Annotated in this window: 12 protein-coding genes; 10 read left to right on the top strand and 2 right to left on the bottom strand. The window is 46.2% G+C overall.

Going from position 1 to position 13,404, the window contains the following annotated elements; translation table 11 throughout:
- Positions 1 to 40: 40 nt before the first annotated feature.
- The 5 genes from FKN08_RS08585 to FKN08_RS08565 all read left to right on the top strand — a co-directional run bounded on the left by FKN08_RS08585 (position 41) and on the right by FKN08_RS08565 (position 5,828).
- Complete coding sequence (locus FKN08_RS08585; protein WP_170891825.1) at positions 41 to 1,030, top strand: membrane dipeptidase; 990 nt, start codon at positions 41 to 43, stop codon at positions 1,028 to 1,030.
- A 109-nt stretch (positions 1,031 to 1,139) separates the two neighbouring features.
- Complete coding sequence (locus FKN08_RS08580) at positions 1,140 to 2,741, top strand: BCCT family transporter (protein ID WP_005390956.1); 1,602 nt, start codon at positions 1,140 to 1,142, stop codon at positions 2,739 to 2,741.
- A gap of 101 nt (positions 2,742 to 2,842) precedes the next feature.
- Positions 2,843 to 4,579: a hypothetical protein gene (locus FKN08_RS08575; protein ID WP_170891823.1), complete on the top strand. Its 1,737-nt coding sequence runs from the start codon at positions 2,843 to 2,845 to the stop codon at positions 4,577 to 4,579.
- Positions 4,576 to 5,307, top strand: a complete 732-nt coding sequence (locus tag FKN08_RS08570; protein WP_170891821.1) for a DUF3726 domain-containing protein — start codon at positions 4,576 to 4,578, stop codon at positions 5,305 to 5,307. Before FKN08_RS08575 ends, FKN08_RS08570 begins: the two co-directional genes overlap by 4 nt.
- 143 nt (positions 5,308 to 5,450) lie before the next feature.
- Positions 5,451 to 5,828, top strand: coding sequence for a nuclear transport factor 2 family protein (locus FKN08_RS08565; RefSeq protein ID WP_005390944.1), 378 nt, complete (start codon positions 5,451 to 5,453; stop codon positions 5,826 to 5,828).
- Positions 5,829 to 5,910: 82 nt separating this feature from the next.
- Here the strand turns inward: FKN08_RS08565 and FKN08_RS08560 are convergent, their stop codons facing one another.
- Complete coding sequence (locus FKN08_RS08560; RefSeq protein WP_170891819.1) at positions 5,911 to 6,906, bottom strand: ABC transporter substrate-binding protein; 996 nt, start codon at positions 6,904 to 6,906, stop codon at positions 5,911 to 5,913.
- A 141-nt stretch (positions 6,907 to 7,047) separates the two neighbouring features.
- On the bottom strand, positions 7,048 to 9,282 hold the full coding sequence (locus FKN08_RS08555) for a hypothetical protein (RefSeq protein WP_170891818.1): 2,235 nt from the start codon (positions 9,280 to 9,282) through the stop codon (positions 7,048 to 7,050).
- A gap of 427 nt (positions 9,283 to 9,709) precedes the next feature.
- On the opposite strand from FKN08_RS08555, the gene artP reads away from it, so the two are divergent.
- The 5 genes from artP to FKN08_RS08530 all read left to right on the top strand — a co-directional run bounded on the left by artP (position 9,710) and on the right by FKN08_RS08530 (position 13,338).
- The gene (artP, locus tag FKN08_RS08550) at positions 9,710 to 10,438 is read left to right on the top strand and encodes an arginine ABC transporter ATP-binding protein ArtP (RefSeq protein WP_104970792.1); all 729 of its coding nucleotides are present in this window, start codon (positions 9,710 to 9,712) and stop codon (positions 10,436 to 10,438) included.
- Between the two features lie 88 nt (positions 10,439 to 10,526).
- Complete coding sequence (locus tag FKN08_RS08545) at positions 10,527 to 11,270, top strand: arginine ABC transporter substrate-binding protein (protein WP_170891816.1); 744 nt, start codon at positions 10,527 to 10,529, stop codon at positions 11,268 to 11,270.
- A 1-nt stretch (position 11,271) separates the two neighbouring features.
- The gene (gene artQ / locus FKN08_RS08540; RefSeq protein WP_170891814.1) at positions 11,272 to 11,961 is read left to right on the top strand and encodes an arginine ABC transporter permease ArtQ; all 690 of its coding nucleotides are present in this window, start codon (positions 11,272 to 11,274) and stop codon (positions 11,959 to 11,961) included.
- On the top strand, positions 11,958 to 12,626 hold the full coding sequence (gene artM / locus FKN08_RS08535) for an arginine ABC transporter permease ArtM (RefSeq protein WP_170891812.1): 669 nt from the start codon (positions 11,958 to 11,960) through the stop codon (positions 12,624 to 12,626). Before artQ ends, artM begins: the two co-directional genes overlap by 4 nt.
- Positions 12,627 to 12,765: 139 nt before the next feature.
- On the top strand, positions 12,766 to 13,338 hold the full coding sequence (locus tag FKN08_RS08530; RefSeq protein ID WP_124008021.1) for a protocatechuate 3,4-dioxygenase: 573 nt from the start codon (positions 12,766 to 12,768) through the stop codon (positions 13,336 to 13,338).
- Positions 13,339 to 13,404 lie beyond the last annotated feature (66 nt).

Below are 13,404 nucleotides of genomic sequence, written 5' to 3'. Positions count from 1 at the left end.
ACCCGCACTGAAAGGCTAAGAAATTGTTTAAGGAGTGGTTATGTACCAACAACGGATTGTGATTGACGGATTGCAGTACTGCAATTGGGATCGAGAGTACTTCCAAACACTCAAGGCGAGTGGCATTACCGCCGTTCATGCCACCATCGTCTACCACGAAACTGCGCGCGAAACCTTAACGCGTTTTGCTGAATGGAACTTGCGCTTCGAGCAAAATGCGGACCTCATCATGCCTATTTATTCAATGGCAGATGTAGAAAAAGCCAAAGCAGAAGGCAAAGTCGGCATCTTCTTCGGCGCGCAGAATTGCTCACCGATTGATGATGAAATTGGTCTGATTGAAGTGATGCGCCGCCAAGGTCTGCTGATCATGCAACTGACCTACAACAACCAAAGCTTACTGGCGACAGGTTGTTACGAACAAAACGATTCCGGCGTAACTCGCTTTGGTAAACAAGCGATTGAAGAGATGAACCGAGTCGGGATGATCATTGATATGTCCCACAGCGCAGAGCGTTCAACGTTGGAAGCTATCGAGCTCTCTTCGCGTCCAATTTGTATCAGCCATGCTAACCCGACATTTGCGCATGACGCACTGCGCAACAAGTCCAACACCGTGATCAAAGCATTGACGGAGCGCGGCGGTTTGATCGGATTCAGTTTATATCCGTTCCATTTACCAAATGGCAGCCAGTGCACGCTGGATGATTTCTGCCAGATGGTTGCGAAAACCGCAGACATGTTTGGCGTTGACCATTTAGGTATCGGTAGCGATCTGTGCCTAAACCAGCCGCAACAAGTGTTGGAGTGGATGCGCAACGGTCGTTGGTCAAAAGCGATGGATTACGGCGAAGGTTCAGCAAGTAACTCGGGATGGCCAGATGCGCTGCCATGGTTCTGCGGCAGTGCAGGGATGGAGAACATCTACAACGGATTAATGCGTCACGGATTCAGTGAATCTGAGGCAGGAAAAGTATTGGGTGAAAACTGGTTCAACTTCCTCAAAGAAGGATTAGAGCCTATTTCATAGTACTCCCAAAATTAGGAACCGCCTGCCTACATAACAACAATACGGCAGGCGTAAAACTCACATTTGTAGCCAGTCTTTGGCAGCTGCAAAGAACCTCTGGAGCCAGAGTATGTCTGATTTAACCAATAGCATGAAAGCTTCCACGATGAGCGTGTCATCGGGCAAGTCAAAAGCAACACACAACACATCAACAACAGAAAACACGACGGACAAATTAGGACTGAATAACCCGGCCTTTTGGTATAGCGGTGGTTTTATCGCGTTGTTCGTTGCTATTGCACTTTATGACGGCGAGTTGTTATCTACGATCGTTAACGCCGGCTTTGGCTGGGCAGTTCAGGTGTTTGGTCCTTACTGGCAGTTACTGCTGCTTCTCACTTTTCTTATTGGTCTTGGTTTAGCTGCAGGGCGAACAGGCAAGGTGATGTTGGGCGGGATTGCAAAACCAGAAATGGATTCTTTCCGCTGGATGGCGATTATTTTCTGTACCTTATTGGCTGGTGGTGGTGTTTTCTGGGCCGCGGCTGAGCCTATCGCGCATTATGTTAGCCCACCTCCTCTATACGGCGCGCAAGATAACCCGCAGCAAGGTGCGGTGAATGCGTTGTCGCAATCCTTTATGCACTGGGGCTTTCTAGCTTGGGCGATTGTAGGTAGCTTAACTTCCATCGTGGTGATGCACCTACATTACGACAAAGGTTTACCACTAAAACCCCGTATTTTGCTTTACCCAGTCTTGGGCGAACGAGCACTTAAAGGCCAACTCGGTGCATTGATTGACGCGTGCTGCATTATCGCGGTAGCCGCGGGCACCATCGGGCCAATTGGGTTTCTAGGCTTGCAGGTTAGCTACGCGTTAAATGCGCTTTTTGATATTCCTGATGGCTTTACGACTCAGCTTATCATCATTTTGTTTGCGATTGCGCTTTACACCTTGTCAGCACTCAGTGGATTAAGCCGAGGCATGCAACTGCTTAGTCGTTACAACGTGATTCTGGCAATGGCATTGATGGTTTACATCCTGTTTTTTGGCCCTACGAATTTTATCTTTAACGGATACATTCAAGGTGTAGGGAGCATGCTGGATAACTTTATCCCAATGGCGACCTATCGCGGTGACGAAGGTTGGCTAAGCTGGTGGACAGTATTTTTCTGGGGCTGGTTCCTTGGTTATGGTCCGATGATGGCAATCTTTATTGCGCGTATTTCTCGTGGTCGCACTATTCGCCAAGTTATTTCCACCATCAGCATTGTTGCTCCGCTCACCACCTGTTTTTGGTTCACGATTGTAGGCGGCTCTGGCCTTGCGTTTGAAATTGCTGAACCAGGTAGTGTGAGTGCGGCGTTTGAAGGCTTTAACTTGCCAGGTGCTTTGCTTGCGGTGACTCAGCAACTACCAATGCCAATGCTGACTTCAATTCTATTTCTGATTTTAACCACGATCTTCATCGTCACGACGGGCGACTCAATGACCTACACAATCAGTGTCGTGATCAGTGGTGAAACGGAGCCGAATGCGATCATCCGTACCTTCTGGGGCGTAATGATGGGTGTCACGGCACTGATCCTGATTTCGCTTGGCTCTGGCGGTATATCCGCTCTGCAATCTTTCATTGTGATTACCGCGGTTCCGGTTTCGCTGATTCTGTTGCCGTCACTTTGGAATGCACCGCAAATCGCAATCAAAATGGCGAAAGAGCAAGGGCTATAACAATTATCTAATTCAAACAACGTGGAGCTTGTGCGGGTGTTTTCCTCCTACATCCGCACAAACCCTAGTATTCTTACAATAACAAATAGGTGGTGAGCAAAATGGATGCACATCGTTCTACTTATACGGAAGCAACTATGCGCGACGCAGCGATTGTCATGGCAGCCGAAAGGCTTGGCGCAATGCACCAAAACCGAATCAGCTTTGTTCGTAGTCTGATTCGTAATATGGCAAGCCAAAACTGGCAAGTAACCAAGCATGAGTGGCAACTTTGTCCGCGTGGTTATGGTCACGTTATTTACAAGTTGACCACGCCAGAGCACGTTTATCATTTGGTGGTGTTCTGTGATGAAATTGCTGATGACGAGCGTAATGACCGCGTCATTGCTGAAAAGTGGGACGTCACATTCGCACTGGTTCAAGGCGATGTTGATGTTACTTTGTTGGAAAGATTGCGAGCAAATGTACCGCTGCAAGAAGCGGGACGCAATCCGAATAACGTGCTTGTTCTGGCTCGCGCAAACAAAAGCGTGCGTGTGTTTGAACATATTGTTAGCGCCCTTTCTCAAGGCAAGCAGCCCGAGCCAAAAGAGCTGGCGGAAGTGGGTTATATCCTGCGTACCACAGCTGTTTATGGGAACGGCAAGTTTGGCATCGCCGATTTCAAACTGCTAGAGAACAACTCAGATTTCAGCCTGTCTTTTAGTGCGCAAATGTGCGCAGTATATATGTTGCGTGAATTCAGCTTGGATTGGGTGCACTACCTAGCACTTCAGCAAGGTCACGACAACGCGGTGGCATTGCACCGTGGCTTGCAGCGCTACCTTGGTGTCGGAAATGCTACTGGTTTAGGCATGGCTCCATACTTGATTAATCACCCGTGCATCGTTGACCAATGGATGACCTCTCGCGAGCGTGCAGTAGCGCGAGTCTTTGCGATGCCGTGTGAAGCCTCACTCCATGCTCCTTTGCAAGGATTGCTGCAAAAAGCACAGCGTCATCTAGAGCAAGTCATAACCATCAATGAAAATCAAGACAGGCTCAATCATCAAGCGACAGCAGACATCAAACAACTGCTATCGGAGCTACCAACATTAATGGCATCACATCCGAACTGGGCGAGTTTGGTCGAGCAAAAGAAAACAATGAGAGTGGAAGCCCAAGAGATCCTCACCTCTTGCTTGATTGAACTCTACCCATCTTTAGTGGATGAATTTGCTAGCCAAATGAATACGGATGAAACGTTATCTATTCCGGGCGGGAAAAAGATCCAAGATTTACTGGAAGTGTTGCAAAGCAAATACCGCTGGGCGATTGATACGGATTACTCACTAGCCGAGAACAACTACTGGTTCTGGTATCGCTCACAAGACAAAGAAGAGCCAAGGCTTGGTGTTCGTGGCGAGGAAGCAGGAGAAGAAAAAGAGCTGCCGCTTGATATCGGCAGACAAGTGAATCGCTTGTACCACGCTTTGCTTGGTTGTGATGAAGAAATGTCCGTAGCAGAGTTTCTGTTGCAAAATCCGACTTACCGTTCGATCACACGTCGCGTATGGACGTTAGGCAACCGAGCAATGGGTGATATTCAAATGAACGTGCTACGCCAAGATGCACTGCCAATGCACTTATTGCGCTGTAAGTTGGCTATCTTTGGTGCGACTAAATTTGATCCACGCTCGGATCGTTGGGTTCGAGTAACTTTCTTCCAGGGCGCGCCGCTGTTAGATGAAATTCACGATCCTAAACTGGCAGACACATGGATTTTCCCAAGCATGCCGGAACGTGACGAAATTGCGCAAAGTGACAATCAAAAAATCAACGGAGGATTTGCATTATGATCGTCTCTCACAACGAATTGGTGGCCGCCGTTAATAAGGCATTTCTTGGCATGCGCCGTCACTGTGGTGAGGCGGATGTCATTGCGAACATGGTGGCGGACTTGCAAATGGTTGGCTTGCACGGGGTGCGTCACTTTAATAACGCCAGCCTGTTTCTTGGGTTAGATTCGGACTGCGCCGTATCGGTGACCAACAGCACGTCAGCGAGTATCGAGATGGATTTGCACAATGGCAGTGTGGCGTGCCACTTACCCGCCGTGTTGGATTTCGCACTTGAGAAAATGATTAACAGAAAGTCGATTACTATCACGTTGAAGCGGTGCCACAACCGTTGGCTAGGTTTTAGTGAGTTGTTGAAGCTCTCTGCAAAAGGCATTGCGTGCCGTGCACAATGGGTCAATGGCTCTAGTCCCAAGCGAACGCTTTATGTGTTAAACCGTGGACGAATCGCGCCAGAAGTCTTTTTCTCGGATCAGTTTAATGGGCATGATACGGATTTGCATAGTATGGTTATCGAACTCTCTGTGAACGATTTCGATATCGAGAAAAGCGCACAAGGATACACCATTCACATTGAAGGCGATGAGTTAAGCAACACGCAACAAGCCTCTTGGCAAAATGGTATTTTTGTCGAAGACCAAGAGTGGGAAACACTGAAACAAACCGCAACCGCGTTGCTAGTGGAGAACAGTGAGCGTTCCATGCAGGGCGCTGGTGGTGTGGTTTAAGCTCTGAAGGGACAGCGATTCCAAGTTTCAAGTGATGAAGGCTGCGGTTTAGCGGCCTTTTTTGTGCGCGATGTTCGGTCACTTCTTAGGTTCTAAGGCTATGATTATCGTTAAATACTAAGTAGAGCGGCATAGGGAAGAAAATGGACCTGCAAGAGAACAAAAGAAATGCCATTGCGTTTTACGAAACCGCCTATCGAGGTAACCCAAGAAAGGCGGTTGAAGACTACGTTGGCGATGAGTACATCCAGCACAATCCATTAGTTGGAAATGGCCCCGAGGCTTTTATCGAGTATTTTGAGCGGATGCAAAACGAGTATCCCAATAAAGACATTACGTTTGTGCGAGCCATTGCTGAGGGGAATTTGGTGGCACTACACACTCACCAAACATGGCCTAATGATATTGAATACGTGACGATGGATTTCTTTCGTTTTGATCATAATGGGAAAATAGTCGAACATTGGGACGCTCTGCAAGAGATTCCTAAAGAAACATTGAATGGTCACACCATGTATTAACGAATCGTTGATTAGCCTCCAATACTATTTATTCAAACGGTATGGGAGGCTAAAATATTTGGTACGAGTTAGACGTCAATCACTAGAGCGCTTTTTCGATCTTCATCGCTACGTCTTCAGATACCCAACCTTTCCATAAGTCAGGGTAGGTATTAAAGAAGTAAAACATCGCTTCTTCACCATCTGCGTAGTTATCTTCCATCCAGGCCAGCATTTCACTCATTTGCTCGTTGGTAAATCCGCGTTTCTGCAAGTACGCGAATGCTTGGGGTTCTTTGTTCGCAAATGCCTCAGTTGTTACTGTGCGAACTGGAGAAGGTGGGTACATTGTTACTTTGGGAGAAGTACAATCAGGCTGGGTGGTACAGTTGCGATACTCTTCCAAATCTGTTCCGCTACCAAAATCCACTTTGACCATATCATACTTGCCCAATACGGGTGTTGGTGACCAGTAGTAACCAAACCAAGGCATTTTGCGATCATAGGCTTTGGCGATGGTGCCAGCTAATGCTGCGCCAGAGCCTGGGTCAACCATCTCAAAGCCGTGCTCACTTAACCCTAATGCATTAAACAAGTGACCGGAGGTGATTTGGCATGTCCAACCAGCAGGGCAGCTATAAAAGGCGAACTTGTCATCATCCTCAGGGTGTTCAAACAACTTGGCGTGTTTAATGACGCCTTCTATCGTCGCGAGCTCTGGATACTGTTTTACCAGATAGGCGGGAACCCAAAAGCCTTCTTCACCGCCATTGACAAGCGACGCACCAGCGATGCGCAAGCGTTTATCAGCAATGCCTTTATCAAGCGCTTCTTTAATGCCGTTTGTCCATAACTCTGGCGCAACGTCAGGTTGTCCCTTTTCAATCATAGAGGTGCCCGTAGGAACGCTATCACCAGGGATCAATTCCGCATCGCACTGGTAGCCTTCATTTAAGACAAATTGGTCGATGTGCGCCATTAAGCTGGCCGAATTCCAATTCATATCCGCGATGGTTATTTTTCCACATTCATCCGCATTTGCATGAGTTGATAATGCTGATAGCAGCAGAACAGGGAGCATTGAAGGTGTCGTCTTCATGTGACTGAATTTCCTTGTCGTTGTCATTTACTTCAGTATATACATCGGTTTATAAAGATTCAGTGAACAAGGTTTTTTCAGTGACGTTAAGCATAAAAACGGCTATTTATGAAGCGTTTAGTGAGAGTGGTTGAAAGGGAGTTAATACAGCAAGAACACCCCTTCGTAGCCGCCGATCTCAATGTGAGAAACATAGTCGCCGATGTTACCGTCTTGATCTACAGGTCGCATAGGCTCTGGAAGTGCGATAGTTATCTTCGGTGAGGAGAAATAATCGATATTCTTGCCAAAGAAATCAGTCCGATACAGCACTCGGCCTTTGGTGAATTCGCGGGCTAACACCATCTCCGTAGGGCCATGCATCACTACCGTATCGTCTGAGCGATACGCAAAGTACGTATGGGTTGGTAACAAATCGATAGCGCCATTAGACAAGTCAGGATGAGCCACTTTGCTCATAGAAGCATCTCCAATCATCGTGTAATCGGCGGAATAGGGCGTGCTGGTGGACATCATTAGCGGAGTCGCCTGATACCCATCTGGGATTTGATTGGCAGGCGTACCTAAATCGATGGCAAGCAAGGTGCTAGGTTGATAAGCAATATTCTTTGGTACGCCTGCCTTCCAGAAGTTGTTAACGGTGGTGTTATTGCTTCCATATACGTAACCATTATTCCACTGACTAAAGTAACTGCGCTCAGGGTGATAGTTTAAGTAGAACACCGCTAGTGCAGAATATTGGTCCTGCTTCCAACTGTTTTCTGTGTTACCAAAGTATTGGACGCGACCATAACGCGTTGTTGCTTGATAAATCACGTTCTGGCCAACTTTGGCGAGAGCAGAGTTATCCCAAAACTTAGCCAAGCCAGCATAGCCACTAAAGCCAGTGGAAGGGAAAAGGTAGTGCTCGCGCAAATACAAGGAGCCAGCATCAACCAAGTGGTTTTGGCCGTTACGACCGAATAAGTTGGCCGTGCCTATGTTGAGGCCAATTAACGCATCCGCATCCAGCGTCGCCAATTTGTTTAAGAACGCCGAGAATTGCGCTTTGTATGCATCATCAGCGGCTTGGCTTCCCGCCACCAAACCAAGCTCATCCACCGTACCACCAGAATAAACGTAGAACTGATTTTCTCCGAGTAACTTATTCGTATCATCGTTGTACGCACCGTTTAAACCTTGTTTCGCCCATTCAGCTTGATAATAGTGGCGCATTGTATTGGCAAAATCGGGATTGCCGAGATTAGTCAATGCCCAAGAAGAGGTTTGATTCCACATGCGACCAAATGGAATAACGCGTGACTCCCAACGAAATCGTGCCGTTGCATTCTTATTTGAGCGGCTCTTGAACTCTTGCCAAGAAAGATAATTATCTTGGTTTCGATCAGCTGATTCGTCAAAACCTCGAATTTGTCGCCAGCGCTGAATGGTTTGACCTTCAGGTGTCTCCGTTGGTGCTCCTGAGACATTGACGACAGGGAAGCTATCTTTGAGTTGAATGTTTTCGAGGTGTGGGCGGTTTTCTATGTTGTCTTCATGCCAAGTAATTTTCGCAACGTAAAGGCGGCCGCCGTCGCGTAAAAAAGTGGACCCAAAATACTGACCGCCACCATAGGTTTGTCCGCTACCATCGTGTGTCGTAGCGCGAACCCAATCCGAAGGAACAGACCAGTTTACCGTTTGGTTTTTAGTCATGTTCTCAGTCTTGTCTTTTTTAATTGAGAAGTTTTTCCATTCTGTTACCAGACCGAATGAATCGATGGCAGAAGGGTATTCAATTATGAAGTTGCCACCTTGAGCAAACTGGGAAAACGTAAGGGTTAAGCGGTCGAACTTCTCTGAGTGATAAACATAGAGGGCACCACCATTATTCGCCTGACCGAATACATCAGCATCCCATGGCGGTGGTTGATATAGCCAAAAACCGGCGTGGTCAGCACTAGCCGTATAACCAACAATCATCGGTTTTCGATTGAGCAGAGTATTCTCGCCATGGCTTGAGTCAACCTCTGCGATGATAGTGTCTTCAGAAAAGTGGAGAAAGAAATCTTCGTAGTCAACTCCATTCAGTTCTGCTTGGTTACGTATATCGTTTTCCAGCCAACCTGAGTTAAGTTCCAGCTTTTGGTTGTACATGTAACCAAGCGCTTTTACACGCTCGTTATCACTCTTATTTTCGTAAGCTCCAAACACGATATCGGCATTATCCAACTCCCATTCAAGTGCAGCGGCAGCAGAGATAGGCTTATCTTGAAGATCAATACCCTGTTCATGCAACCCAGGTAACACGATTGCTGTTCTACTCCAAACGTTGGGTACAGAAAGCAAGCTCAAAGAAATGAGTGTAACGAGAGAAAAACAATGCGACTTCAACATGGAGTTATCCCATTAATACTTAGATGACTCAAATTAAGAGTCAGATACAAAAAGAAATTATAGTCCATTCGCGAAGTCGTAATCAGGACCCTGCCATAGAGGACTTTACAGGAAAACTAACAGGGGATGCTGTGCAAAAATGAGCGGCTGTACTTGGAATAGATCATCCTCATAGACTCAAAACTTCCTCTACACGTCAGCACAAAAATAACCACCATTTTAACCTTGTTTCGGTCGTCACCATGTTGTTGGATTTTTCTTCAACAAATTCAGTTAAAACTAACTCTTCAAACCAGTCAGATACTCTGTCTTGGTGGTTGCAGATCATACAAAAAATTAACAAATTAAATTTTTATACATTTTTATTGCATAAAAAGTCCAGTTTAGTAATATAAATACCAAGTGACAATTAATGCGGTATGTCAGCATGACTATTCAGGTAAGCGGAATCAATAAATCCTACGGTGAGACACAAGTGCTTCACGATGTCAGCTTTAAGTGTGAAAGCGGGGAAACACTGGTGTTACTTGGTCCAAGTGGCGCAGGTAAGAGCTCTCTACTGCGTGTTCTTAACCTTCTTGAAGGGGCGGATAACGGCAAGCTAAACATCGCAAATGATGTTTTTGATTTCTCTACTGAAATCAAAGAGAAACAAGGTTTAGCACTTCGTCGTAAAGTAGGCATGGTGTTCCAGCAGTACAACTTATGGCCGCATATGACAGTAATGGAGAACCTGATTGAGGCTCCGGTAAAAGTATCTGGCATGGATAAAGAAGAAGCGAAGAACCAAGCAATGCAAATTCTCGCAACACTGCATTTGGCAGACAAAGCGGATGCATGGCCGATGCAGCTTTCTGGTGGTCAGCAACAACGTGTGGCGATTGCTCGTGCATTGATGATGAAACCGGAAGTCTTGCTTTTTGATGAACCGACCGCAGCGCTTGATCCGGAAATTACTAACCAAGTCGTTAAGATTATTAAAGATTTAAGCGAAACTGGCATCACCCAAGTCGTAGTAACGCATGAGGTCGATTTTGCTAAGAAAATCGCTAGCCACGTACTGTATCTAGAAAAAGGACACATCGTCGAGCACGGCACAAATGATTCGTTTTCTAACCCGCAAACCGCCCAGTTTGCTGACTACCTAAATCACTAAATTACGTTTTTAAAGTTCAGTCTATTTAACAGATAAGCTCGGCTGTCATTGCGAGTGTCAGCCCACTAAGTACACACGGAGTATTGCAATGAAAAAGATTCTACTAGCTTCACTAATCGGCCTTTCTTCTGCAACTATGGCAGCAAACGCAGCAGCACAAGAAGAGATCAAATTCGCGATGGAAGCGACGTACGCACCATTCGAATACATGGATGAAAACAACCAAATCCAAGGTTTTGATGTGGATCTGGCGAACGCTCTATGTAAAGAAATCGAAGCAAAATGTACCTTCCATAACCAATCTTTTGACAGCCTGATCCCTGCATTAAAATTCAAACGTTACGATGCGGCGATCTCTGCAATGGATATTACTGAGGCGCGTTTGGAGCAAGTGAATTTCACGAATGCATACTATGAAAACTCAGCAGCGTTTGTTTCTATCAAAGAAAAAGTTGCTGATCAAAAAGCACTAGAAGGTAAGCGCGTTGGTGTTCAAAACGGTTCAACACACCAAAGTTACCTGATTGAGCAAATGCCGGGCGTAACAGCGGTTCCTTACTCTAGCTACCAAGACGCATTCATCGATATGAAGAACGGTCGTATTGATTCTGTATTCGGCGATACAGCTGTCGTAGCTGAATGGTTCAAGAAAGAAGACAATCTAGCATACGTGGGCGAGCACGTAACCAACCCTAAATATTTCGGTAACGGTTTCGGTATCGCAGTAAACAAAGGTAACGATGAGCTAGTGAACAAGCTGAACACGGCACTGAAAACAGTGAAAGCGAACGGCGAATACGACGTAATCTACAACAAGTACTTCGGTAAGTAATATGGCACTAACGGGTTACTCTTTATCGCTTGTTCAAGCTAGTTGGATGACTGTCCAGCTTGCCTTCACAAGCCTTTTAGTCGGTTTGATTCTGGCAGTGGTATTCGCCAGTGGTGAAATGTCTCGCCGCGTTTTCGTTAAATGGCCAATGACGGCATTTGTGACGATTGTGCGTGGCTTGCCAGAAATCCTTGTCGTGTTGTTCATCTATTTTGGTTCGACGCAGGTTCTGTTTTTAATCACCGGCAACTTTATTGAAGTTAGCCCGTTCTTGTCTGGGGTGGTGGCGTTGTCATTGATCTTCGCTTCTTATGCTTCTCAAACTCTACGTGGCGCGTTAAAAGCCGTTGGAAGAGGGCAGAGAGAAGCAGCAAGTGCACTCGGCATCAGTCAGGCACATGCTTTTGTTCGCATTGTTTTGCCACAAGCAGTAAGACACGCGCTACCAGGTTTAACTAACCAATGGTTGGTTCTGTTGAAAGATACCGCGCTTGTATCACTGATTGGCGTAACGGATTTGTTGAAGCAAGCGCAGCTAACGTCGGCAGCAACTCATGAAGCCTTTACATGGTACGCAACCGCTGCGGCGATTTATTTAGGCATTACTTTGATTACGCAACGTGCCGTCAAACTGATTGATAAGAAGTTCTCAATTCAAGGCATGAGCATGGGACAGGAGGCAACCGCATGAACGAACAACACGTTTGGCAAATGCTGAATGGCTTGGGCACTAGCCTTCAATTAACCGCCGCTTCCTTGGTTGTCGGCTGCCTCTTAGCTTTGATGATGACGCTGACTCTGATCCTACGTACTCCGGGTTTGCATTGGGTAAGCCGTGGCATCATCACCTTGTTTACTGGTACGCCTTTGTTGGTACAGATCTTCTTGGTTTACTACGGTCCGGGTCAGTTTGATGCAGTTAGAGAAAGTGTTTTTTGGACATGGTTCAGCCAACCTTGGTTCTGTGCGATGTTAGCGTTAGCGCTTAATACCGCGGCGTACAGCACTCAGCTGTTTAAAGGGGCGTTTAACGCGATTCCTTCTGGTCAATGGCAAGCGTGTCGTACTCTGGGGATGAACAAAACCGCAACGCTAAAAGTGCTGCTGCCATACGCCATTCGTCGTGCCGTTCCTGCTTACTCAAACGAAGTGATTTTGGTCTTCAAAGGGACGTCACTAGCAAGCACGATTACGATCATGGATCTGATGGGTTACGCGCAGCGCATTAACGCACAAACTTACGATACGTTGACGGTATTTGGTATTGCGGGCGCATTTTATTTAACGGTAAATGGTGTGCTCACTCTTATTTTTCGTCAGGTAGAGAAGAAAGCACTAGCCTTTGAAGCCGTTTAATTATTAGTAGCTAATTTGTAAATGCCTCTGTTCAAGCGTTGCCCTGAACAGAGGCATATTTGTTTTAGTGTGCTGCTATGCTGGAAAAATCATCAAGAATCACCAAACTTAAGTAAGGTAAACAATCACTGGTGATGATATGGAACGTCGACACTTCTTAGCTTTATGGTCGCTAATATTTGTGCCTTCGCTAAAATCCGCTAGCCCAATGAAGCCGACACCGCCTCAAACGGAAGGGCCATTTTATCCCGTGGTTCCAGTGCCACTTCGTCAAAATTTGATTTTGCAGTCGAAAGGTCTTATTGGTGAGCCCATTTTTCTTCAGGGTAAGGTAATGGATACAGCAGGAAACCCATTGTCTGGAATGAAAATAGAAATATGGCAATGTGATGGACAAGGCATCTATGAACACCCGAATCAACCTAACAATAATAAGTTTGATCCTCACTTTGCAGGCTTTGGTGCAGTTTTAACTGACGAAGATGGGAATTACCTTTTTCAAACGTTATTTCCGGTTCCATATAGCTCTCGACCTCCCCACATCCACGTCAAACTATGGCGTGGAGAGAAAGAGCTGTTAACGACTCAGCTTTATTTGAAAGGGCGAACTGGTAACGAGTGGTGGGGCGGAAAAGCCCGTAATTATTTGCAGTTTGAGCCTGTCAACATTGATGGTCGAGTCGTCGGTGAGTTCAATTTTGTGCTCGCTTAGTGTGATTAAGCATTATTTTGAAAACTCACATCGTAGATTACCAAAGTAATTAGCAAACAGAAGCTT

The sequence above is a fragment of the Vibrio sp. 1-2 (7-a) genome, assembly GCF_013048515.1.
Classification (GTDB): domain Bacteria; phylum Pseudomonadota; class Gammaproteobacteria; order Enterobacterales; family Vibrionaceae; genus Vibrio; species Vibrio diabolicus.
The sequence above is the reverse complement of the archived record's forward strand: the minus strand, read 5'-3'. Positions and strand labels throughout refer to the sequence as shown.

Excerpts from the sequence above, each read along its gene's own strand:
- FKN08_RS08585 (WP_170891825.1), top strand. The coding sequence starts at position 41 with ATGTACCAACAACGGATTGTGATTGACGGATTGCAGTACTGCAATTGG.
- FKN08_RS08580 (WP_005390956.1), top strand. The coding sequence starts at position 1,140 with ATGTCTGATTTAACCAATAGCATGAAAGCTTCCACGATGAGCGTGTCA.
- FKN08_RS08575 (WP_170891823.1), top strand. The coding sequence starts at position 2,843 with ATGGATGCACATCGTTCTACTTATACGGAAGCAACTATGCGCGACGCA.
- FKN08_RS08570 (WP_170891821.1), top strand. The coding sequence starts at position 4,576 with ATGATCGTCTCTCACAACGAATTGGTGGCCGCCGTTAATAAGGCATTT.
- FKN08_RS08565 (WP_005390944.1), top strand. The coding sequence starts at position 5,451 with ATGGACCTGCAAGAGAACAAAAGAAATGCCATTGCGTTTTACGAAACC.
- FKN08_RS08560 (WP_170891819.1), bottom strand. The coding sequence starts at position 6,906 with ATGAAGACGACACCTTCAATGCTCCCTGTTCTGCTGCTATCAGCATTA.
- FKN08_RS08555 (WP_170891818.1), bottom strand. The coding sequence starts at position 9,282 with ATGTTGAAGTCGCATTGTTTTTCTCTCGTTACACTCATTTCTTTGAGC.
- artP (WP_104970792.1), top strand. The coding sequence starts at position 9,710 with ATGACTATTCAGGTAAGCGGAATCAATAAATCCTACGGTGAGACACAA.
- FKN08_RS08545 (WP_170891816.1), top strand. The coding sequence starts at position 10,527 with ATGAAAAAGATTCTACTAGCTTCACTAATCGGCCTTTCTTCTGCAACT.
- artQ (WP_170891814.1), top strand. The coding sequence starts at position 11,272 with ATGGCACTAACGGGTTACTCTTTATCGCTTGTTCAAGCTAGTTGGATG.
- artM (WP_170891812.1), top strand. The coding sequence starts at position 11,958 with ATGAACGAACAACACGTTTGGCAAATGCTGAATGGCTTGGGCACTAGC.
- FKN08_RS08530 (WP_124008021.1), top strand. The coding sequence starts at position 12,766 with ATGGAACGTCGACACTTCTTAGCTTTATGGTCGCTAATATTTGTGCCT.